The sequence below is a fragment of the Pseudomonas sp. 31 R 17 genome, assembly GCF_900004915.1.
In the GTDB taxonomy this organism is placed as follows: Bacteria; Pseudomonadota; Gammaproteobacteria; order Pseudomonadales; family Pseudomonadaceae; genus Aquipseudomonas; species Aquipseudomonas orientalis_A.
In genome coordinates, this window is the sequence record NZ_CVTN01000058.1 from 48,167 (window position 1) to 68,549 (window position 20,383).

Annotated in this window: 20 protein-coding genes and 1 tRNA gene; 15 read left to right on the top strand and 6 right to left on the bottom strand. The window is 56.2% G+C overall.

The window, feature by feature from the left end; all coding sequences use genetic code 11:
• The first annotated feature begins 6 nt into the window (after positions 1-6).
• Positions 7-642 carry a LysE family translocator gene (locus BFP89_RS08710; RefSeq protein WP_065885096.1) on the top strand — a complete coding sequence of 212 codons (636 nt, stop codon included), beginning with the start codon at positions 7-9 and terminating at the stop codon, positions 640-642.
• A gap of 7 nt (positions 643-649) precedes the next feature.
• Here BFP89_RS08710 and BFP89_RS08715 read toward each other — a convergent pair whose 3' ends face one another.
• The gene (locus BFP89_RS08715; RefSeq protein WP_065885097.1) at positions 650-979 is read right to left on the bottom strand and encodes a hypothetical protein; all 330 of its coding nucleotides are present in this window, start codon (positions 977-979) and stop codon (positions 650-652) included.
• A 218-nt stretch (positions 980-1,197) separates the two neighbouring features.
• On the opposite strand from BFP89_RS08715, the gene BFP89_RS08720 reads away from it, so the two are divergent.
• Both BFP89_RS08720 and BFP89_RS08725 read left to right on the top strand, forming a co-directional pair.
• The gene (locus tag BFP89_RS08720) at positions 1,198-2,094 is read left to right on the top strand and encodes a hypothetical protein (protein ID WP_065885098.1); all 897 of its coding nucleotides are present in this window, start codon (positions 1,198-1,200) and stop codon (positions 2,092-2,094) included.
• Between the two features lie 30 nt (positions 2,095-2,124).
• Positions 2,125-2,409, top strand: a complete 285-nt coding sequence (locus tag BFP89_RS08725; protein WP_065885099.1) for a hypothetical protein — start codon at positions 2,125-2,127, stop codon at positions 2,407-2,409.
• A gap of 143 nt (positions 2,410-2,552) precedes the next feature.
• On the opposite strand, the gene BFP89_RS08730 is transcribed toward BFP89_RS08725, so the two are convergent.
• From BFP89_RS08730 to BFP89_RS08740, 3 genes are all read right to left on the bottom strand, one after another.
• Entirely contained in the window at positions 2,553-2,927 is a 375-nt protein-coding gene (locus BFP89_RS08730; RefSeq protein ID WP_065885100.1) for a cupin domain-containing protein, read from the bottom strand.
• A 97-nt stretch (positions 2,928-3,024) separates the two neighbouring features.
• The gene (locus tag BFP89_RS08735; RefSeq protein ID WP_065885101.1) at positions 3,025-3,348 is read right to left on the bottom strand and encodes a hypothetical protein; all 324 of its coding nucleotides are present in this window, start codon (positions 3,346-3,348) and stop codon (positions 3,025-3,027) included.
• Positions 3,349-3,440: 92 nt separating this feature from the next.
• The gene (locus BFP89_RS08740; protein ID WP_256097332.1) at positions 3,441-4,475 is read right to left on the bottom strand and encodes a LysR substrate-binding domain-containing protein; all 1,035 of its coding nucleotides are present in this window, start codon (positions 4,473-4,475) and stop codon (positions 3,441-3,443) included.
• Positions 4,476-4,511: 36 nt separating this feature from the next.
• On the opposite strand from BFP89_RS08740, the gene BFP89_RS08745 reads away from it, so the two are divergent.
• On the top strand, positions 4,512-5,438 hold the full coding sequence (locus BFP89_RS08745; protein ID WP_218061317.1) for a DMT family transporter: 927 nt from the start codon (positions 4,512-4,514) through the stop codon (positions 5,436-5,438).
• A complete protein-coding gene (locus tag BFP89_RS08750) occupies positions 5,435-6,238 on the top strand; it encodes an NAD(P)H-dependent oxidoreductase (protein ID WP_065885103.1) in 804 nt (267 codons plus the stop codon). Before BFP89_RS08745 ends, BFP89_RS08750 begins: the two co-directional genes overlap by 4 nt.
• Before the next feature lie 125 nt (positions 6,239-6,363).
• Here the strand turns inward: BFP89_RS08750 and BFP89_RS08755 are convergent, their stop codons facing one another.
• The gene (locus tag BFP89_RS08755) at positions 6,364-8,721 is read right to left on the bottom strand and encodes an FdhF/YdeP family oxidoreductase (RefSeq protein ID WP_065885104.1); all 2,358 of its coding nucleotides are present in this window, start codon (positions 8,719-8,721) and stop codon (positions 6,364-6,366) included.
• 661 nt (positions 8,722-9,382) lie between these two features.
• On the opposite strand from BFP89_RS08755, the gene BFP89_RS08760 reads away from it, so the two are divergent.
• Together BFP89_RS08760 and BFP89_RS08765 are read left to right on the top strand one after the other, a co-directional pair.
• Positions 9,383-11,827: a hypothetical protein gene (locus tag BFP89_RS08760; RefSeq protein ID WP_065885105.1), complete on the top strand. Its 2,445-nt coding sequence runs from the start codon at positions 9,383-9,385 to the stop codon at positions 11,825-11,827.
• Positions 11,828-12,270: 443 nt separating this feature from the next.
• A complete protein-coding gene (locus tag BFP89_RS08765) occupies positions 12,271-12,579 on the top strand; it encodes a DUF3077 domain-containing protein (RefSeq protein ID WP_065885106.1) in 309 nt (102 codons plus the stop codon).
• A gap of 166 nt (positions 12,580-12,745) precedes the next feature.
• On the opposite strand, the gene BFP89_RS08770 is transcribed toward BFP89_RS08765, so the two are convergent.
• Positions 12,746-12,830 (bottom strand) — tRNA-Leu (locus tag BFP89_RS08770).
• 108 nt (positions 12,831-12,938) lie between these two features.
• Here BFP89_RS08770 and queA point away from each other — a divergent pair.
• From queA to BFP89_RS08810, 8 genes are all read left to right on the top strand, one after another.
• Positions 12,939-13,988, top strand: a complete 1,050-nt coding sequence (gene queA, locus BFP89_RS08775; protein ID WP_065885107.1) for a tRNA preQ1(34) S-adenosylmethionine ribosyltransferase-isomerase QueA — start codon at positions 12,939-12,941, stop codon at positions 13,986-13,988.
• Between the two features lie 5 nt (positions 13,989-13,993).
• Positions 13,994-15,109, top strand: coding sequence for a tRNA guanosine(34) transglycosylase Tgt (gene tgt, locus BFP89_RS08780; RefSeq protein WP_170827596.1), 1,116 nt, complete (start codon positions 13,994-13,996; stop codon positions 15,107-15,109).
• Between the two features lie 43 nt (positions 15,110-15,152).
• Positions 15,153-15,491 carry a preprotein translocase subunit YajC gene (yajC, locus tag BFP89_RS08785; protein WP_003175975.1) on the top strand — a complete coding sequence of 113 codons (339 nt, stop codon included), beginning with the start codon at positions 15,153-15,155 and terminating at the stop codon, positions 15,489-15,491.
• A 62-nt stretch (positions 15,492-15,553) separates the two neighbouring features.
• Positions 15,554-17,422 (top strand): protein translocase subunit SecD, encoded by a 1,869-nt coding sequence (secD, locus tag BFP89_RS08790; RefSeq protein ID WP_065885109.1) that lies wholly within the window; start codon positions 15,554-15,556, stop codon positions 17,420-17,422.
• Between the two features lie 9 nt (positions 17,423-17,431).
• Positions 17,432-18,346 carry a protein translocase subunit SecF gene (gene secF / locus BFP89_RS08795; protein WP_065885110.1) on the top strand — a complete coding sequence of 305 codons (915 nt, stop codon included), beginning with the start codon at positions 17,432-17,434 and terminating at the stop codon, positions 18,344-18,346.
• Positions 18,347-18,469: 123 nt separating this feature from the next.
• A complete protein-coding gene (locus tag BFP89_RS08800; RefSeq protein ID WP_005791197.1) occupies positions 18,470-19,012 on the top strand; it encodes a glycine zipper 2TM domain-containing protein in 543 nt (180 codons plus the stop codon).
• A 185-nt stretch (positions 19,013-19,197) separates the two neighbouring features.
• On the top strand, positions 19,198-19,506 hold the full coding sequence (locus BFP89_RS29310; protein WP_065883309.1) for a transposase: 309 nt from the start codon (positions 19,198-19,200) through the stop codon (positions 19,504-19,506).
• Positions 19,507-19,514: 8 nt separating this feature from the next.
• Positions 19,515-20,345, top strand: coding sequence for an IS3 family transposase (locus BFP89_RS08810; RefSeq protein ID WP_256097288.1), 831 nt, complete (start codon positions 19,515-19,517; stop codon positions 20,343-20,345).
• Positions 20,346-20,383: the final 38 nt, after the last annotated feature.

Here is a 20,383-nt window from a genome sequence, read left to right on the forward strand (position 1 = left end):
CAAATCATGCCCGAACTGTCCAACTGGCTTGCCTATGCGCTGATATCCCTGGGCATGGTGCTGACGCCCGGTCCGAACATGATTTATCTCATTTCACGGTCGATCTGCCAGGGGCGCGTCGCCGGGTTTATCTCCCTGGGCGGCGTGGCATTGGGGTTTCTGGTTTACATGCTGTGCGCGGCCTTGGGGATTACCGCGTTGGTGATGGCGGTGCCCTTCGCCTATGACGCGCTGCGATTTGGCGGGGCGCTGTACCTGGCTTATCTGGCCTGGCAGGCGGTCAAGGCGGGTGGCCGTTCGCCGTTCCAGGTGCAAAGCCTGCCCCAGGACAGCCCGCGCAAACTGTTCACCATGGGCCTGTTGACCAACCTGCTGAACCCCAAGGTGGCGGTGATGTATTTGTCGTTGCTGCCTCAGTTCATCGACCCGAACGGCCATGGCAGTGTGCTGATGCAATCCCTGGTGCTGGGCTTCACGCAGATTCTCATCAGCGTCAGCGTCAATGCGGTGATTGCCACGCTGGCGGGGTCCATCGCCGTGTTTTTCGTCACCCGGCCGGGGTGGCAGGTGGTGCAGCGTTGGCTAATGGGGACGGTGTTGATGGGGCTGGCGGTGCGGATGGTGGTGGAAGGGCGGCGCTAGTCGCAGGTTACAGAATGGCTTTCAGGTAATCCTTGAGTGCGTCGAGCGGGGCATTGAGGGCTTCCAGTGTCGGCGCCTGATGCATGTCCAGCGCAAGCCGTTGCAGCTCGCGCCCCATCACGGTCGTGGCGCCGCCCAGTGATTCGAGCGCTGAGGTCAGGCACTCATCAAGCTTAAACTGAATCCCCGCCATATCCCCCTGGCGCACCAACAACCCAAACACCTCGCGGTCGTACGCTTCCATCACCGGATCATCGCGCAAAACCGGGCTGCCGCCGTCCGTCTCGTGCACCAGCTTCAGTGCAAAAAGCGCAACCGCTTCCAGCGTCAATTCCATGGTTTTGGTTCCTGGGGCTTTGGGGGAGGGCGATGATCACTTTTCTGCGCGGGAAAAAAAAGACCCCATAGTGTGAACCGGTTGGCTTGCGCAGCCTTAGTGCCCGCTGACCAAGGAACGATATTAATTAGCCATGTTCCAACTCGCCGTGCCAAGTGCACCCGGTGACCAGAAGGATAGGGTGCAAGACCTAACCCACTACAAGGACGCAAACACCCATGCAGTCATCCCCCACCCAAGCGCCATCCGCCACTGGCGAACTGATCGCCAGTTTTCGCCACGGCAAGGGTTTCCTGATCTTCAGTTTAATATTTGGCGTCGTGTTGCTGGGGCTCGCAGTGTTTGTGCTGTACCTGGAAACGGTGATGCCCGCGACCAATAATGGCCCCATTGTCGTCCAGCTATCCCGTGGCACCGCGTTCACCTTCAGCAGCCCACAGACGCTGACCTACTCTATCAGCGCCTTGCTCACCGTTCTTGGGTTGGGCATTTTTGCCGCCTACGGCTGGCAGAGAAAGCTGCGCGCGCCGCGTTACAACGTGTATGAGCATGGCATCGAGCGCTTCATCAACGACCAGCGCGACTACACGGCCTTTGCCGAGATCGAAGACCTGTACCTGTTCGGCTCCGGGCAAACCGTGATGACCGGCATGATCACCAACCTGGCCTATCGCCGTAACGCGTCGGAACCTTTTCACCGAGTGATTGAAACCCTCAAGGGCTTTTACCAATTCCAGCAGTTGGTGCGCGAGCTGCATGTACGCGCGCGCATGCCGGCGGTGATTGCGACGCTGGAAACGGGTGGGGCGGTGACATTCAATTGCATCAGCTCGGGGCAGGTCTGGGGCAAGCGTATGAGCGGCAACTTCCTGAAAATCACCACCTCGCCGATTGTGGTCAGCCGCGCGTTCCTGCAATACCAGGGCCGCACAGTGCCGATGTCTTCGCTGCGCACCGTGGACCTCAACGCCTGGACCGAAAAAGTGGTGATCAAGGACGAGAGCGGCACAGCTGTCTTGTCGACCATCGCCACCGGCATCCTGAGCCACGACCTGTTCCTCAACACCCTTGATGCGGTATTGGCGGTCGAAGAACAAACCCGCGAGCTGGCGTGAGCCGGCAGCATTAAGCATGAGGACTGAACGATGATTTATCGCGGTGCAGGCTGGCTCACCTTGTTTACACCCGTGGCGATGGTGCTGCTGTTGATGTGGCTGTGGCCGGATCCGAGCGTCAAGCCCGGCAATACCTCGCTCATGCAAGTGTTGATGGGGTTCGGGATGGGCTCGGCGATCAACGTTGTGCTGGGCTTTGTATTGAATCGAAAGGTTCACGCCGACGGCGTGCGCCATCACTTCTTTTTCATGCCCATGCAATGGCCGGCGCTGGCGATCACGCTGGTGTGCGCGCTGATCGCCCTGTTGAAATAAGCTTACCGACCGCTCGGCAAGGGCGGTCGGGTTTCAACTTGTTCGAGGCTTATGCGATACGTGGTGTAAGTGTCGCCATCCCTCAGGTAAAGGTCGCTGTGATAACGGCTGACGGCGCCTTTGAGCTTGATGAAAGCCAGTCGTCAAATCCACTGATCATTCAAGGCGGTTCGGTCCCCACCTTCATGACCGGTGTTCAAAATGCCCCGTGGCTCGATCATCATCAGCTTGGCTTCGCCTTCGGCGGCCGTGCGGTGCTCTACGCCGCGAGGCACCACATACAGTTCGCCTGGCGCCACATAGACCGGGCCGTCGGCAAGGTCGATACGCAGCGTGCCTTCCAGTACCAGAAATGCCTCGTCGGTTTCGGGGTGGGCGTGCCAGATAAATTCGCCTTCGATGCGCACTACCTTGAACTGGTAGTCGTTCATTTCGGCGACGACGCGCGGGCTCCATTGTTGCTCGATGAGGGCGGCTTTTTGGGTGAGGTTTATGGGGGAGGCGGGAGGCTGAGCCATGACGGATACTCGAGTCGGTGAGGACAGTCAGCTTAGCCAGAAGAATGGCGCAGGGCTTGAACGATCATGCAATAGGCGTCATCGCGCTGTTCTGAGTTCAAGCCTGCCGTACTTTGCCGGCTAGCCAGGAAAGCGCTATGGCCGGAATTGAGAGAATAGCCGCATACAGGATGCCAACACCCAGCAACGGGGAAGCACCAGAGGTAACCAACATCACCGGGATCTGAGCAAGCATTACGACGGCGCCTGCGGACCACTGGGCGCTTTTCAGCACGGCTCCAAGCAGCGCTGACAGAGCAAGCGCGGCGGGATAGATGAGGGTCCAATAACTGGCCAGGTCCCAAGGTTCCTTGGTTCCTGTGAGTGCTGAAACAACAACCCAAAAAAACAGGGACGCAACGCAGGTAGCAATGAATGCCATGATTTTCCTAATTCGACTTCGTCGAAAGATCCGTTGGACGCAATCGAAACCCCGGAAAGAGGACGGATTTATTCTTCCTGGACTTCAAATTATCAATTTTTTTGAACGCGCTGCGCTACGTCGCAAAGCCACCGGCGCAACAGCTGTGCTGCCTCACCCAGCACCACATCTTTGGCCTGAACCAAATAATAGCCTTTGCCAGTCTTCAGTACAGCGTCAAAGACAGGTACGAGAAGGCCTCTTTCTACATCTTCCTCAACCAGCCAAGGGCTGGTGAGCACTAAACCTTGATCGCGGCGCGCCGCGTCGATTGCCAACTCAGACTGATCGAACTTGAGGCTGCTGGAAAAGCTATCGGGGGACATACTGACGAATGATAGCCATTGAGACCAGTGAGCATGAGACGTCGTATAGATCAAGGTGGCTCCCGGCAAACAATCAAGGCTATGCAACTGGAGCCGTTCGCGGTACGCCGGGCTGGAATAGACCCTGACCTCGTCTGGCAAGAGCAGTTTTGCGCTCACGTCACTGCTATGTCCATCGAAATGCCGCACCGCCAGGTCGCAGGTAGCGTCATTGAAATCCACGTTATCGGTGGATGCGCTCAAGTGCAGTTGCACCTCTGGATGCCGCTCCATGAACAACGGCATCCGCTTCGCGAACCAGGAGTTAGCGAACGCCGGCGGCAAGCTTAACCGTACCTGCCTGTCTCTAAGACCCCGCACGGCCAGGTTGGCTGTCTCCAGCTGGCGAAGCGCCGGCTTGACCTGCTCCCAGTAGCTCAGCGCCTGCGCCGTGGGTTGCAGCCTGCGCACATTGCGTATGAACAATGGCGTTCCCAGCCAATCTTCCAGCTTGCGTATCTGTTGCCCTACCGCTCCCGGCGTCACGAACATCTGGGTTGCCGCAAGACTGACGCTGCCGGTACGCATGACCGCGTCAAAGCATGCGATGGCCCTGAGGGGCGTATCAGCTCTCATGGCGTAGTTTTTCTCTTCTATAGACTCAAAACACATGATTTGTGGCGGCTTGCGTAGTTTTCCACAATCGAATTTCGCCATCGGCTGTTTGACCAGCCGAGTGAGGAATAAGTTGTTGTCCAAATCAATGATAAAAGGTGCCGACAAGTGAGGAAGTCAGTCGATGGGGCTGCCACGGCGGTAATGGTGTTGCTGTGCCTCATCTGGGGTGCCCAGCAGGTGGCAATCAAGGCGGTTGCCGGTGACATAGCACCGCTCATGCAGGTTGCCGTTCGCTCCGGAGTCGCTGCAGCCTTGGTCTGGCTGATCGGCAAATCGATCATGCGGGAGGTGTGGTTACCTGGCGTCTGGTGCCGCTCCGGGTTAGTCGTGGCCGTTCTGTTCGCGGGTGAATTTCTGTTCATCGCGCAAGGGTTACGCTGGACAAGTGCTTCGCATATGGCGGTTTTCCTTTATACGGCGCCCTTATTCGCCGCCATTGGTCTGCACCTACGCCTGCCGGAGGAGCGTCTTAGCGCGATTCAGTGGTTGGGTATGTCGCTGGCGTTCGCAGGCATTGCCATCACCTTCCTCATCCCACGCGATGGGACAGCCATTCAAACCACCAACGCAAACAGTCTGCTGGGTGACCTGCTGGGCTTGTGCGCGGGCGCTGCCTGGGGATTTACGACGGTAGCCGTGCGTATCAGTCGCCTGAGTGAAGCACCCGCAACCCAGACCCTGTTTTACCAACTGGCAGGGGCCTTTCTCCTTCTGCTGCCTTTGAGCTTGCTAGCGGGCGAAAGCGCAATGAGCTTTTCAACCGGCGCAGTGGCCAGCCTGGTTTTCCAGACATTGATCGTGTCAGTGGCAAGCTACTTGATCTGGTTCTGGATGCTTCGTCGCTACCTCGCGGCTCGCCTGGGAGTGCTGGCCTTCATGAGTCCGCTATTTGGCGTACTGATGGGTTATCTGTGGCTCAAAGAGCAGACAAGCATCGGGTTTCTGCTGGGCGCAAGCCTGACTATTGTCGGCCTGCTCGTGGTGAGTCTCAGCAAAGCGGTCGGACAGAATCGGGGCGATAGACCTTACCCAACACCGAAAAATCGCAAGGAGAACATGCAGTTATGAAGACGTTAATCGTATTGGCGCACCCGGAACCACGCTCTTTCAACGGTGCCCTAAAGGATGTAGCTGTTGAAACGCTGCGCGAACTCGGCCACCAGGTTCAGGTGAGCGATCTCTACGCGATGAATTGGAAGGCTGAGCTGGGCGTTGGTGACTTCCCCGATAATCGCGCCGATCCTGACTATCTCGATCTTCCCCGCGAGCAAGAACATGCGTTTGCAAACAACGCTCACACCGACGACGTCAAAGCTGAGCAATCGAAAGTCATGTGGGCTGACCTGGTGATTTTTCAGTTTCCTGTGTGGTGGTTTTCGATGCCGGCCATTCTGAAAGGCTGGGTAGACCGGGTGTTAAGTCGCGGGTTCGCGTACTCATCGGGGCACAAGTATGGATCAGGCCTACTCAAGGGAAAGAGGGCCATGCTTTGCCTGACCACAGGCACCGCGAGCAGTCTTTATACACCTGCTGGCATTGATGGCGACTTGCATCACGTACTCTGGCCTATTCATAACGGCATTTTGGCTTATACCGGTTTCACCGTTCTTCCGCCATTTGCTGCATGGATGCCGGCGCAGCTCAGCGATGACGAACGTCAACAATATCTGAATTCATATGCGGACTACTTGCGAAGCTTGGAAGCGGTGCAACCGCTGTTTTTTCATCCCCGTGAAGACTATGACGACAACCAGCAGCTGAAACCCGGGATTGAAGCCCGCTCGGGTGTGCAGTGGAATCCACGTGCAGGACAGAGTTTTGAACAGGCTGCATCCCGTTTTTCAGGGCAGCCTAAGTCCAGAATTTAACCCTGGCAGGAGAAAAACCATGGCAGTCATCATGCTGGTCGGCACCGGAAAAATATCCAATGCGATAGCTGAGGGTTTGTGATCGTTCCCACGCATGGGAACGATCATAACGCTGTAACACGAGCCTAACTGGCCACCGCAATCAACCCGCGTCGCTGCAAAGCCACTTGCGTCTCCTCTGGATTCATCCGCACCAGGTTCACCGGGATGGATTTCGCCGCCGGTGTGTTACTGCGGCTATCCCGATTCGCCAGTGGCAGCAAGCCGTTGGTTTCCGGGTAGTACGCGGCGCAACAGCCTTGCGGGACGTCGAAGGGGATGACCTTGAAACCGGGCGCACGACGCGGTGTTGTCATGTCCAGCGCCGTCTGGAACTCGACATAATCCCCCGCCTTGAGCCCCAGACGCTCGATGTCCTGCGGGTTGAGCATTACCACCATGCGGTCGCCATAAATACCCCGGTAACGGTCATCGTTGGAATACACCGTGGTGTTGAATTGGTCATGGCTGCGGATCGTCATCAACTGCAGATGATCAGCGCCCGGTGGCGTGTCGTCCTCGTCAAAAACCCCTTCAGGAAACAGGAAGTTGGCCTTGCCTGACTCGGTGTTCCACTTGCGCTCGCTGGCGCCATTGGGCAGGCGGAAACCGCCGGGCTCCTTGATACGCTGGTTGAAGTCATAAAACTGCTCGGGCAGCACGGCTTCGATCTTGTCGCGAATGCGCGCGTAATCGTTCACGTAGCTGTCCCAATCCACGTTCGGGTTGGGCGCAAGCGTCGCCTTGGCGATACCGGCGATGATCGCCACTTCGGAGATCAGGTGTTTCGACGCAGGTTCCAGCATGCCGGTGGAGCCGTGCACCATCGACATCGAGTCTTCGACCGTCACGGTTTGCGCCACGCCGTTCTGTATGTCCAGCTCCGAGCGGGCGATGCATGGCAGCAGAAAGGCTTTCTGGCCATGCACCGTTGCACTGCGGTTGAGTTTGGTATTGACCAGCACGGTCATTTTCAAGCGCTTGACGGTCGGGCAGACCACGTCGATATCCGGGATGGCCCGGAAGAAATTGCCGCCCATGGAAATAAACGCTTCCACCTCACCACGCAGCAGCGCTTCACAGGCTTCGGCCACATCATGCCCGCCTTTGCGGGACGTCTCGAACCCGAACACCTTGCTCATACTGGTCAGGAACGGCTCGCCGGCTTTTTCGTAGATGCCCATGGTGCGGTCACCCTGCACATTGGAGTGGCCGCGAATCGGGCAAGCCCCCGCGCCAAGCTTGCCGATGTTGCCGCGCAACAGCAGCAGATTAATGATCTGCTGCGTCGCGTCGCCACCGCGCTTGTGTTGAGTAATGCCCATGCCCCAGCAACAGATCACCCGCTCCGACCGCCTATACACCGCCGCCACATCCTCCAGCGCCTGGCGCGTCAGGCCCGAATGACGCTCGATGATTGCCCACGGCAGCTGTCGGCAATAATCAGCGAACCGCTCAAGGCCATGGGTGTGCTCATCGATGAAGGCGACATCCAGCACACGGGGCAGCCCTTCACGCTGAGCCGCATCGTCCGCTTCAATCACCGCTTTGCAGATGCCCTGCACGGCAATCATATCGCCGCCGATCCTGACCTGATGGTACTGGGAGCTGATCTTGACCCCGCTGCGACTGAGCATGTCGCGCGGGTCTTGGGGTGATGCAAACCGCACCAGCGCCTTTTCGCGCAACGGGTTGAACGAGATGATGCTCGCGCCACGGCGTGCGGCGGCATGCAGCTCCGACATCATGCGCGGGCTGTTAGTCCCGGGGTTCTGACCGAAGATGAAAATGGCGTCGGCGTTCTCGAAGTCCTCCAACGTCGTGGTGCCTTTGCCAACCCCGATCGACTCGGGCAGGGCCACACTGGTGGTCTCGTGGCACATGTTTGAGCAGTCAGGAAAGTTAGCCATGCCATACAGGCGGCCAAACAACTGATACAAAAACGCCGCCTCGTTCGAGGTACGCCCCGAGGTGTACAACTCCAGCTTCCACGGGTCGCTCAGCTGGCGCAGCTCCTGCCCGATCTCGGCGAGTGCCTCGTCCCAACTGACGGGCAGGTATTTGTCGCTGCCCGCGTCATAGCGCATCGGCTCGGTGATACGGCCCTGATCTTCCAGGTCGTGATCGCTCCAGGTGGCCAACTCACTGACCGTATGTTCAGCGAAGAACTCGGGCGTGACGCGTTTTTTGGTCGACTCCCACGCCAGGGCCTTGGCACCGTTTTCACAGTATTCGAAGGTGTGCGGCTTTTTCGGGTCTGGCCAGGCACAGCTGGGGCAGTCGAAACCGTCCGGCTTGTTCATGGACAGCAGGGTACGGTTGCCCTTGAGCAGGACGTGTTGGTGTAGCAGGTGTTTGTTGACGGCGTTTAGGGCAGGCCAGCCGCCGGCGGCGGAGCCGTCGGATTGGGAGCCTTGGAGCTGGGGGTTTTTGGGTTCAGACATTGTGGGGGTTCTCCCTGTTGACGCCCGTGGAGGCGTGGTGCGTATGGTTGTGATGCATACGGGTGGGGAGAATTCGGCTTGGTCGACGAGCGTTGCTGGAGCGTTGCTGACCAGGTGGAAGGGTGGGAGGTTCAGTTAGGGGGCGAGCTGTTCAGACGAAACTCAATTCCACTTGAAACAGTTTCCCAGAAATAAATCCGTCTCCTTTTTTCCTGCGAGCGTTGCAGTTACGCGACCCCATATCTTGTAATGAATCAACTGGTTATCGCATGTATCGCAGCGCGGGACGCCGAAATGGGAGAAAACTGCGCAGCTATAAAGCTGCTTCCCTTAGTCAAGGGCGGCTTTCGGCCAGAAGCGGACGTTCGATTCCATTTGCTAACGACCCAAAGCAGGCGAGGGCGCACAGGCTGACGTGAGCTGGAGGGTACATAGCTGCTCCTCTGATTCGACGACAAGGGGGAGGATGCGCCCGCCTTCCCGCACCCTGAGTCGCTGCAGCGACGAGAGCTTTCTTCACTTGATGGCAGACGCAATCCATTTACGTCGCTTTTTGTGATCCCGCGCATTCATGTGCGTATGGACATTTGGGCTGATTAGGGCTTGACTGAGTCTCGCCGCCAAGTGAACAACATAAGATCACCGCAAAGGAACGCCTCCCATGAATACAGATAAAGCATTCAGCGCTTTTTTAGAGATCAAAAAATATGCTGAAGCTAATGCTGACTCGATCATCACAGAGCAGGATGCGCGGTTTCAATTAATCGACAGGTTTTTGATAGAGGTGCTTGGGTGGCCAAGAGAGTCTTTTAAAACTGAGCCTCATCTAGATGAAGGGCGGATCGATTATTTACTGCAGTATGGAGATCGAAATCGTTTTGTAGTTGAAGCAAAGCGAAGCGAAATCTCCCTAGTTACAACGAAACAGGAAAAGCGTGCTTACTATAAATACGACGGGCCTGCGGCGAAGAACGCTCAGTCAACATTAAGGCAAGCTGAGATGTATTGTCTGGATGTTGGTGTGCAATTTTGCGCATTAACCAACGGATATGAATGGATAGGGCATTGGCCAATAAGAGGTGACGGCAGGCCAAAAAAAGATTACAAGGTGGCGACGTTCCCGAATCTAAAATCGATAGAAGATGATTTTTCCGAGTTTTATGAGCTTTTCTCCATGGAAGGAATAACACAAGATTTATACAAGTATTACTTTCATGATAGTGAAGGTATGTCTGTAACACAGTCGGAACTTCTTCAGTCAGCAAAGATTGATTCTCAATCATCCATGATGAAAAAAACTGATCTGGCTAGGGATATCGATAAGGTTTTTTCAAGTTTTTTTAGCTCGATGTCTGGTGATCATGATCCTGATATGCTCATTAATTGCTTTGTCGAAAGTAAAGAAAGCAAAGAAACAGACATCCATCTGGAGAAAATTGCAAAAAACATTGTAGATAGTATTTCTTACGTCGACTCGAATCCACATTATGGGCTCGAAGCAGATATACGCGACGCTGTAGCAAGCGAGCGCGGCGAATTCGCCTTGATTATAGGTAATAAGGGAGCTGGCAAGTCGACTTACATTGATCGTTTTTTCAAAGTTACTCTAAAAGATGAACTCAGATCTAAGTGCCTTGTTCTAAAAATAGATCTGCGCGATTCCCCTGGTAGCATTGAAGGTATTACCGCTTGGTTAGATGCTCGGCTAGCTTCGATTTGTGAGCTGGCATTATTTCCGGATGAACCGAAGTACGACGATTTAAGAGGGGTATATTGGCGCGAGTACAAGCGCTGGTCCACTGGCGAGATGAAGGAATTGTACGTTACAAACAAATCACAATTTAAGATTGATTTTGGCAAGCATATTAACAACCAGCGACTTGAACAACTGGATTTGTATTTAAGTAACTTGCTATGGCATTGCGTAGGAGCCCGGCAACTGATGCCGTGCTTGATATTTGATAACGCAGATCACTTTTCAAGAGAGTTTCAAGAGGCTGTTTTTCAATACGCTCAAGCTATATTTAGATCTATCAAAAAATCTTTTGTTATATGTCCAGTCACCGACAGAACTATCTGGCAGCTTTCTAAACATGGACCATTTCAATCGTATAACTATAAAGCATTTTATTTGCCGACACCCTCAACAAAGGAAATACTTCAAAAGCGCGCCGCCTTCGTACAAACGAAACTGAGCGATAATGATTCTGGCCAAGCAACTCGCTATTTTCTGACGAAAGGCATACGGGTTGGCTTGCAAGACTTAAAGGCGTTTGTGGCTTGTATTGAAACTATTTTCATCGAAACCGAATATATATCTCGACTGATTAGTTCTCTGTGCAATTTCGATATAAGGCGGAGTCTGGAACTAACGAGGAAAACGCTTGTTTCTCCTCATATCGCAATCGAAGACCTCATCAAAACTTATATGTCGCAGGGGCATAGGTTACGTATTCCAATTTCAAAAATAAAGAAAGCAATTTATCTTGGAGATTACACAACTTTCTCTCAAGAGGATAATGCCTTTATACTCAACATGTATGCTATTCATGCCGACCATATTTCTTCGCCGTTAGCTAGGCTCTCAATAATGCAGGTGTTGAAAAATAAGAGCGCAGTCACTGATGACATTGAATCCAAGTACCTTGAAGTTAACCTTTTAATGGATTATTTGGAGCCCATTGGTTTCGCCCGAAAAATTACGCGTAGGCATTTGGACGCTCTTTTTTCCTATAGATTGATCGAAGCATACGACCCAACTATGGAGGCTCTTGAGGATAATACGCGGGTAAAAATCACCCCATCAGGACTAATCCACATAGAGCTTGCATCAGATGATGCCACCTATGTTGAGCATGTGGGCCTATCGACGCCAATCCGATCATGTGATGCGCTATACAAAATACGAAATTTGCTAAATTCAAAAAAGCTGGATTCAGGTGACTGGGCTTATTTGGCAGGAATGTTTGTAGAGTATCTAATTACTCAGGACGAAATTTTCTGCCCTGGTGCTTCGGCACTCGATGGACAAGGCGTCATCCGTTCTAGCTTGCGCCACCACTTTAGGGCTGAAGTGATGAACGCTTACAGGCAACCGGGGGTGTAGCTGTTTCTCCATAGTTCTTGAAAAGACAATAACCATATCGAGGCGGTTTTATCTAGAGATTACCTTTCCAGTCGCGCGTACCCGCGCTAGTAGGACTATTGCCGGAAGCGGCGAGTCCGCGAAAGACTGCTTCTGGCCGAAAGCGGCCCGCCGGTGTATCCCCTCACCCGGTAAGCGTGATAGGAGGGGCTGACCACCATGTCGTTTCCGCCGACGCTCGCCTAATCCCGGTCTGCCTGCCAGAAACTTTTCGCCACAGATCCAGCCTTCCAGCCCCAACCCCTCCTGCGCTACCTTCCACCGTCGCTTCCAATCCAGCGACCGGACCTGATAATCCGGAAACAATAGGCTCACTTACTTAGGAGCTTATCAATGAGCGTTTCTGATCAGTCGTACCTTCACAATTCAGCAGCCCACACCTCCACCCACCTGGGAGGTGCCCAATGATCAACCCACCCCTCAACAAAACCCTCGGCGTCATCACCTTTTCCACCTGCGGCAAGCACCCCAACCTCCACCGCCTATTCCGCGTCAACTCCGGCGTCCCCATCCGCGATGCCCTGGAACATGCGTCCGAGCTTCTGCACTGTTCCAAATTGCTGGCGTTGGATGCAGCGATGGATACGGGCGCGGATCGTTTTGCCTGGGCAGCACATTATTTGGGCGAGATGGCAAAGGCGGTAGTGGATGATTTGGCGAATGGGATGTTGCCGAATGGGGTGACGGAGGAGGGGGATTCGGTTGGGGTGTAGGCAGGTGGTTTGAGGGTGTTGGGGGCTGGCGCAATCTCAGGCAAGCCTGCTCCCACATTTGGATCGTGTTTCAGGTCGGTAATGGGCGGCAAGCAATGAATCAGCTGTCGCCCACTTTTCTACAGACGAAAAAAAAGACCTTGAATTTCAAGGTCTTTTTTTAAGATGGTGCCCCGAGGGAGAATCGAACTCCCACTTCTTTCGAAAACGGATTTTGAATCCGCCGCGTCTACCAATTCCGCCATCAGGGCTCAATGGCGGCGAAGTATAGAGAGGTGATTACCGTTGGTCAATCACGTTTCATGGTCAATTTTGACTATTTCCGCTAGACTTCCCGGCCCTGCTAGACGAACCCCATCATGCGCGTTGCTGACTTTACTTTTGAGCTCCCTGATTCGCTGATCGCTCGCCACCCTTTGGCCGAGCGTCGCGCCAGTCGACTGCTGACCCTGGACGGGCCGAGCGGTGCCCTCGCACACCGTCAATTCACTGATTTGCTTGAGCATTTGCGCTCGGGCGATTTGATGGTGTTCAACAATACCCGGGTGATTCCGGCGCGGCTGTTTGGCCAGAAAGCCTCCGGCGGCAAGCTGGAAATTCTGGTAGAGCGGGTGCTGGACAGCCATCGCGTGCTGGCCCATGTGCGCTCCAGCAAGTCGCCGAAACCGGGCTCTTCCATCCTGATTGAGGGCGGTGGCGAGGCCGAGATGGTCGCGCGCCATGATGCATTGTTCGAGCTCAAGTTTGCCGAAGAGGTGTTGCCGCTGTTGGAGCGCGTCGGCCATATGCCGTTGCCTCCTTATATAGACCGTCCCGATGAAGACGCGGACCGCGAGCGTTATCAGACGGTGTACTCCCAGCGCCTCGGTGCTGTTGCCGCGCCGACGGCCGGGTTGCATTTTGACCAGCCGCTGCTGGATGCGATTGCCGCCAAGGGCGTCGAAAGCGCCTATGTGACCCTGCACGTGGGGGCCGGGACGTTTCAGCCGGTGCGTGTGGAGAACATCGAAGACCACCATATGCACAGCGAGTGGCTTGAGGTCAGCCAGGATGTCGTGGACGCGGTTAACGCGTGCAAGGCGCGCGGCGGGCGGGTGGTGGCGGTGGGCACCACCAGCGTGCGCTCGCTGGAGAGCGCGGCGCGCGATGGTGTGCTCAAGCCGTTCAGCGGCGACACCGATATCTTTATTTTCCCGGGCCGGCCGTTTCATGTGGTCGATTGCCTGGTCACCAATTTTCATTTGCCGGAATCCACGCTGTTGATGCTGGTGTCGGCCTTTGCCGGTTACCCGGAAACCATGGCGGCTTATCAAGCGGCCATCGCCAACGAGTACCGCTTTTTCAGCTACGGTGATGCGATGTTTATCACCCGCAACCCGGCGCCGCGCGGCCCTGAGGACAACTTATGAGTCGTATGTCGTTTGAATTATTGGCCACCGACGGCAAGGCCCGTCGTGGTCGCGTGACTTTCCCGCGCGGCACCGTGGAGACCCCGGCGTTCATGCCGGTCGGCACCTACGGCACCGTCAAGGGCATGCTGCCGCGTGACATCGTCGCCACCGGCGCCGAGATCATCCTCGGCAACACCTTCCACCTGTGGCTGCGCCCGGGCACGGAAGTGATCAAGAAGCACGGCGACCTGCATGACTTCATGAAGTGGCAAGGCCCGATCCTCACCGACTCCGGTGGTTTCCAGGTGTTCAGCCTGGGCGCCATGCGCAAGATCAAGGAGGAAGGCGTGACCTTCGCCTCGCCGGTGGACGGTTCCAAGGTGTTCATGGGCCCGGAAGAATCGATGCAGGTACAGCGCGACCTGGGCTCCGACATCGTGATGATTTTTGACGAGTGCACGCCGTACCCGGCTGACGAAGACGTGGCGCGCATCTCCATGGAGCTGTCGCTGCGTTGGGCCCAGCGTTCGAAGAATGCCCACGGTGACAATACCGCGGCGCTGTTCGGCATCGTTCAGGGCGGCATGCATGAAAGCCTGCGCAAGCGCTCGCTGGAAGGCCTCGACAAGATCGGCTTTGACGGCCTGGCCATCGGCGGTCTGTCGGTGGGCGAGCCCAAGCACGAGATGATCAAGGTGCTCGATTACCTGCCGGGCCTGATGCCCGCTGAAAAACCTCGTTACCTTATGGGCGTTGGCAAACCGGAAGATCTCGTAGAGGGTGTGCGCCGCGGTGTGGACATGTTCGATTGCGTGATGCCAACCCGTAATGCCCGCAATGGGCATCTGTTCATCGATACAGGCGTGCTGAAGATCCGTAACGCGTTCCATCGCCATGATGATTCGCCGCTCGATCCTACCTGTGATTGCTACACCTGCCAGAACTTCTCCCGTGCTTATCTGCACCATCTGGACAAGTGCGGGGAAATGCTGGGTAGCATGTTGAATACCATCCACAATTTGCGCCATTACCAAGTCCTGATGGCTGGTTTGCGCGAGGCTATTCAACAGGGTACATTGGCCGCCTTCGTCGATGCCTTCTATGCCAAGCGCGGGCTCCCTGTGCCGCCCTTGGACTGAGTTTCCCGACCCTAAGATTCACTATTTGCAACTGGAGTGCTAAATGAGCTTTTTTATCTCTAACGCCATGGCTGACGCCGCTGCGCCTGCTGCTGCCGGCCCGATGGGCGGCGGTTTCGAGTGGATTTTCCTGGTCGGCTTCCTGGTCATCTTCTACCTGATGATCTGGCGTCCACAGGCCAAGCGCGCCAAAGAGCAGAAGAACCTGCTGGGCAGCCTGCAGAAAGGTGACGAAGTCGTGACCACTGGCGGTATCGCCGGCAAGATCACCAAGGTTTCCGATGCTTTCGTGGTTCTGGAAGTCTCCGACACCGTGGAAATGAAGTTCCAGAAGGGCGCCATCGCCGCCACGCTGCCAAAAGGCACGCTCAAAGCGATCTAAGTAACAACCTTTACCAATCGACGGGGCGCGCAAGGCGCCCCGCGTTATAAGCGGGCGGCGTGATGCTGAACAAATACCCTCTGTGGAAATACGTACTGATCCTGGCGGTGCTGGCGATCGGTTTTATTTATTCCGCTCCCAATCTCTATCCTGATGACCCGGCGATCCAGATCTCTGGCGCCAGCACTTCGTTGCAGGTCAATCAGGCCGATCTGGACCGCGCGAGCAAAGCGCTCACCGACGCGGGCATCCAGGTTAAAGCGGCAACCTTGGCAGCTGGTTCCAAAGGCGGCTTGTTGCGCCTGACCAAGCAAGAAGACCAATTGCCGGCCAAGGATGTCGTACGCAAGGTCATGGGTGACGACTATGTTGTCGCGCTCAACCTGGCACAGACCACGCCACAATGGCTGCGCAGCATTGGCGCGCACCCGATGAAGCTGGGTCTGGACTTGTCCGGTGGTGTGCACTTCCTGCTGGAAGTCGACATGGACAAAGCCCTCGACGCACGCCTGAAAGTGTATGAAGGCGATGTGAAGAGCCTGCTGCGCAAAGAAAAACTGCGTTATCGCAGCCTGCCGCAGCTCAACGGCGCCATCCAGCTGGGTTTCGCTGACGAAGCTTCCCGCGAACAGGCCCGTGCGCTGATCCGCAAGAACTTCAACGATTTCGACATCGTACCGGCCGACCTGAATGGTCAGGCGGTGCTGCGTCTGGCAATGAGCCCGGCCAAGATCGCGGAAATCCGCGAATACTCCATCAAGCAGAACTTGACCACGGTGCGTAACCGCGTCAACGAGCTGGGTGTGGCCGAGCCGATCGTGCAGCGCCAGGGCGCCAACCGCATCGTGGTTGAGCTGCCGGGCGTGCAGGACACCGCTGAAGCCAAGCGTATCCTGGGTAAAACCGCCAACCTGGAATTCCGCCTCGCGGCTGAGCCGGGTGCTACCCGCGCGACTTCCGAAGAGTTTGAGTTCCGTGAAGGCAACCGTCCTCCAGCGTTGATCGAGCGTGGCCTGATCATCACCGGTGACCAGGTGACCGATGCCAAGGCCGGTTTCGGCGAGCACGGTACCCCTGAAGTGAACATCCGCCTGGATGGCCACGGCGGCGAGCTGATGAGCCGCGCCACGCGCAGCAACGTTGGTCGCAGCATGGCGGTGATCTTCATCGAGCAGCGCCCTGTTACCACCTACACCAAGCAGATGGTCAACGGCGTCGAGAAAGACGTGCCGGTCCAGACCTTCAAGGAAGAGAAGAAGATCATCAGCCTGGCGACCATCCAGTCGCCGCTGGGTGCGCAATTCCGCATCACTGGCTTGAACGGCCAGGGCGAATCTTCCGAGCTGGCCCTGCTGCTGCGTGCCGGTGGCCTGGCTGCGCCGATGTACTTCGCTGAAGAACGCACCATCGGCCCGAGCCTGGGTGCCGACAACATCACCAAGGGTGTCGATGCGGCGCTGTGGGGCATGTTGTTCGTGTCGCTGTTCATCATCGCCATCTACCGCTTCTTCGGCATCATTGCCACCGTGGCCCTGGCGGGCAACATGGTGATGCTGCTGGCGCTGATGTCGCTGCTGGGCGCCACGCTGACCCTGCCGGGTATCGCCGGTATCGTCCTCACCATGGGTATGGCGGTGGACGCCAACGTGCTGATCTTCTCGCGGATCCGTGAAGAGATCGCGGCGGGCATGACCGTACAACGTGCAATCAACGAAGGCTTCGGCCGGGCATTTACCGCGATTCTCGACTCCAACCTGACCACCTTGCTGGTCGGCGGGATTCTCTTTGCCATGGGCACCGGCCCGGTGAAGGGTTTTGCGGTGACCATGTCCCTCGGTATCTTTACCTCGATGTTCACGGCCATCATGGTGACCCGCGCAATGGTCAACCTGATCTTTGGCGGGCGTGACTTCAAGAAGTTGTGGATTTAAGGGGCTGCCATGTTACGTACAATCAACTTCATGGGCGTTCGCAACATTGCGTTCGGCGTCACCGTGCTCCTTACCGTTCTGGCGTTGTTCAGCTGGTTCCATAAGGGCCTGAACTACGGTCTGGACTTTACCGGCGGTACGCTCATCGAGCTGACCTACGAGAAGCCGGCCGACGTCACCCTGGTACGCGATGAGCTGGTCAAGGCCGGCTATCACGAGGCGGTGGTGCAGAGCTTCGGCGCCACTACCGACCTGCTGGTGCGCATGCCTGGCGAAGACCCGCAACTGGGTCACCAGGTTGCCGAGGCCTTGCAGAAGGTCGGCGGCGACAACCCGGCCTCGGTCAAGCGCGTCGAGTTCGTCGGCCCGCAGGTGGGTGAAGAACTGCGCGACCAGGGCGGCCTCGGCATGCTGATGGCGCTGGTCGGCATCATGATCTACCTGGCCTTCCGCTTTCAGTGGAAATTCGGGGTCGGCGCCATCGTGTCGCTGATCCACGACGTGATCGTGACCGTGGGTATCCTGGCGTACTTCCAGATCACCTTCGACCTGACCGTATTGGCCGCCGTGCTGGCGATCATTGGTTACTCGCTCAACGACACCATCGTGGTATTCGACCGGGTTCGCGAGAACTTCCGTGTACTGCGCAAGGCCACGTTGATCGAGAACATCAACATCTCCACCACCCAGACCCTGTTGCGGACCATGGCGACGTCGATCTCCACGTTGCTGGCGATTGCTGCGCTGATGATCTTCGGTGGCGACAACCTGTGGGGCTTCTCCCTGGCACTGTTCATCGGTGTTCTGGCCGGTACCTATTCGTCGATCTACATCGCCAACGTGGTACTGATCTGGCTGAACCTCAACAGCGAAGACCTGATCCCTCCGGCCAGCACTGGCAAGGAGGTCGACGACCGTCCTTGATGGGCGTTTGTTGATCGGCGGTACGAAGAAAGGCACGAGATTGAACTCGTGCCTTTTTTTTTGCTCCAAGGCTGGGTATAGCGCGGATCTTTCGGTCCGCTTGTGATGGTCAGGAGGTTCAACGTGAACAAGTCGTTGCTGGTTGGTGCGGTATTGGGTGCTGTCGGTGTGACTGCCGGGGGCGCTGTTGCCACCTACAGCCTGGTAAAAAGCGGCCCTGAGTATGCGCAAGTGCTGGCGGTACAGCCGGTAAAAACCCAGATTAAAACCCCGCGTGAGGTCTGCAAGGATGTCACCGTGACCCGGCAGCGTCCGGTGCAGGATCAGCATCAAATCGCCGGTACCGTCGTAGGCGCCCTGGCAGGCGGCCTGCTCGGCAACCAGATTGGTGGTGGTAACGGCAAAAAGCTGGCAACGGTCGCTGGTGCGGTCGGTGGCGGTTATGCGGGTAACAAGGTTCAGGAAGGTATGCAGAACCGCGATACCTACACCACTACCCAAACTCGCTGTAACACCGTGAATGACATCAGCGACAAGGTTGTGGGCTATGACGTGCGTTACAACCTGGATGGCAAGGAAGGTACCGTGCGTATGGAGCGTGATCCAGGCGGCCAGATTCCGGTGGACAAGGAAGGGCGTCTGATTCTGGGTCAGAACCAGCAGTAATTGCTGGCCAAGCGCAGATTCAAAAAGCTGTGCAGTTCAAAATGTGGGAGGGGGCTTGCCCCCGATAGCGGTGGATCAGTTGATGCTTGGTTGACTGACATTCTGCAATCGGGGGCAAGCTGAACTGGCCTAATGCTCCCGGACACCTCTTAAGGGCGATATGATTCGCCCAATCAGGAGGTTTCATGCAAGAGCGAAAGACCTACACCCGCGAGTTCAAGCAACGTGCTGTAAGCATGGTTCTTGATGATAACTGCTCAGTTCCTGACGTCTGTGCGTCGATGGAGGTTGGCCCCACGGCTCTGCGCCGTTGGATTGAGCAGGTTCGCAAAGAGCGTCAGAAAGGGCAGCCAGTGGCAGGTACTAAGGCAATCAGCGATGAACAGCGAGAGCTTCAACAGCTGCGAGCCAAGGTCAAGCGCCTGGAGACCGAGGCTGAAATCTTAAAAAAGGCTACGGCTCTCTTGATGTCGGATCCCGATCGTTTTTCCTGATCGAGGAGCTGAGAGAGTCGAGTTCGTATCCGACCTGCCTGCTTTGCAGTGCGCTGGGCGTTTCCCGCAGCGCGTTTTATGACTGGCTTAAGCGTCGCTCAGTGCCGAATACCAAGCGTGACGCGCTCAGAGCAAAAGTCGTGCAATTGCATGACCAAAGCCGGGGAAGTGCAGGCGCGCGGATGATCTCTCAGCACTTGAAAGCCCAGCAGATCAAGGTGGGACGGCATCTGGCCGGAAAACTCATGGCGGAGGCAAATCTGGCCAGCAGACAGCGCCGCCGCCATCAGTATCGCTCTAGAGGCGTCGAAGCATTTGTGGCCAAGAATCTGCTCGAGCGTAACTTCGAGCCAACCGCAATCAATCAGGCCTGGTGCGGCGACGTTACCAGCCTGATGGTTGGTAAACGTTGGTATCACTTGGCAGCGGTCATTGATCTGTTCGCCCGCCGAATCGTTGGCTGGGCGTTTTCCCTGATCAACGACGCCAACCTGGTTAGCAAGGCGCTGAGAATGGCGGTGGAGGTTCGAGGCAAACATGCAGGCTTGATGTTTCATTCGGATCAAGGCAGCCAATACACCAGCCAGCTCTTTCAGTCCGAGCTGCTGGAGCATGGGATAACGCAAAGCATGAGCCGCAGGGGGCAGTGCTGGGACAACGCGCCAACAGAGCGTTTCTTTGGGACGCTTAAATCAGAGTGGGTGCCCAATAAGGGCTACACGACAGTTGAAGAAGCCAGGCGGGATATGACCAGCTTCTTCATGCGATACAACCGAATCAGGCTCCACAGCTACAACAACTACCTGTCGCCAATAGCCATGGAGCAAAAAGCGGCATAAACACCGTAATCGGTGTCCGGGATTACTTGACCAGTTCA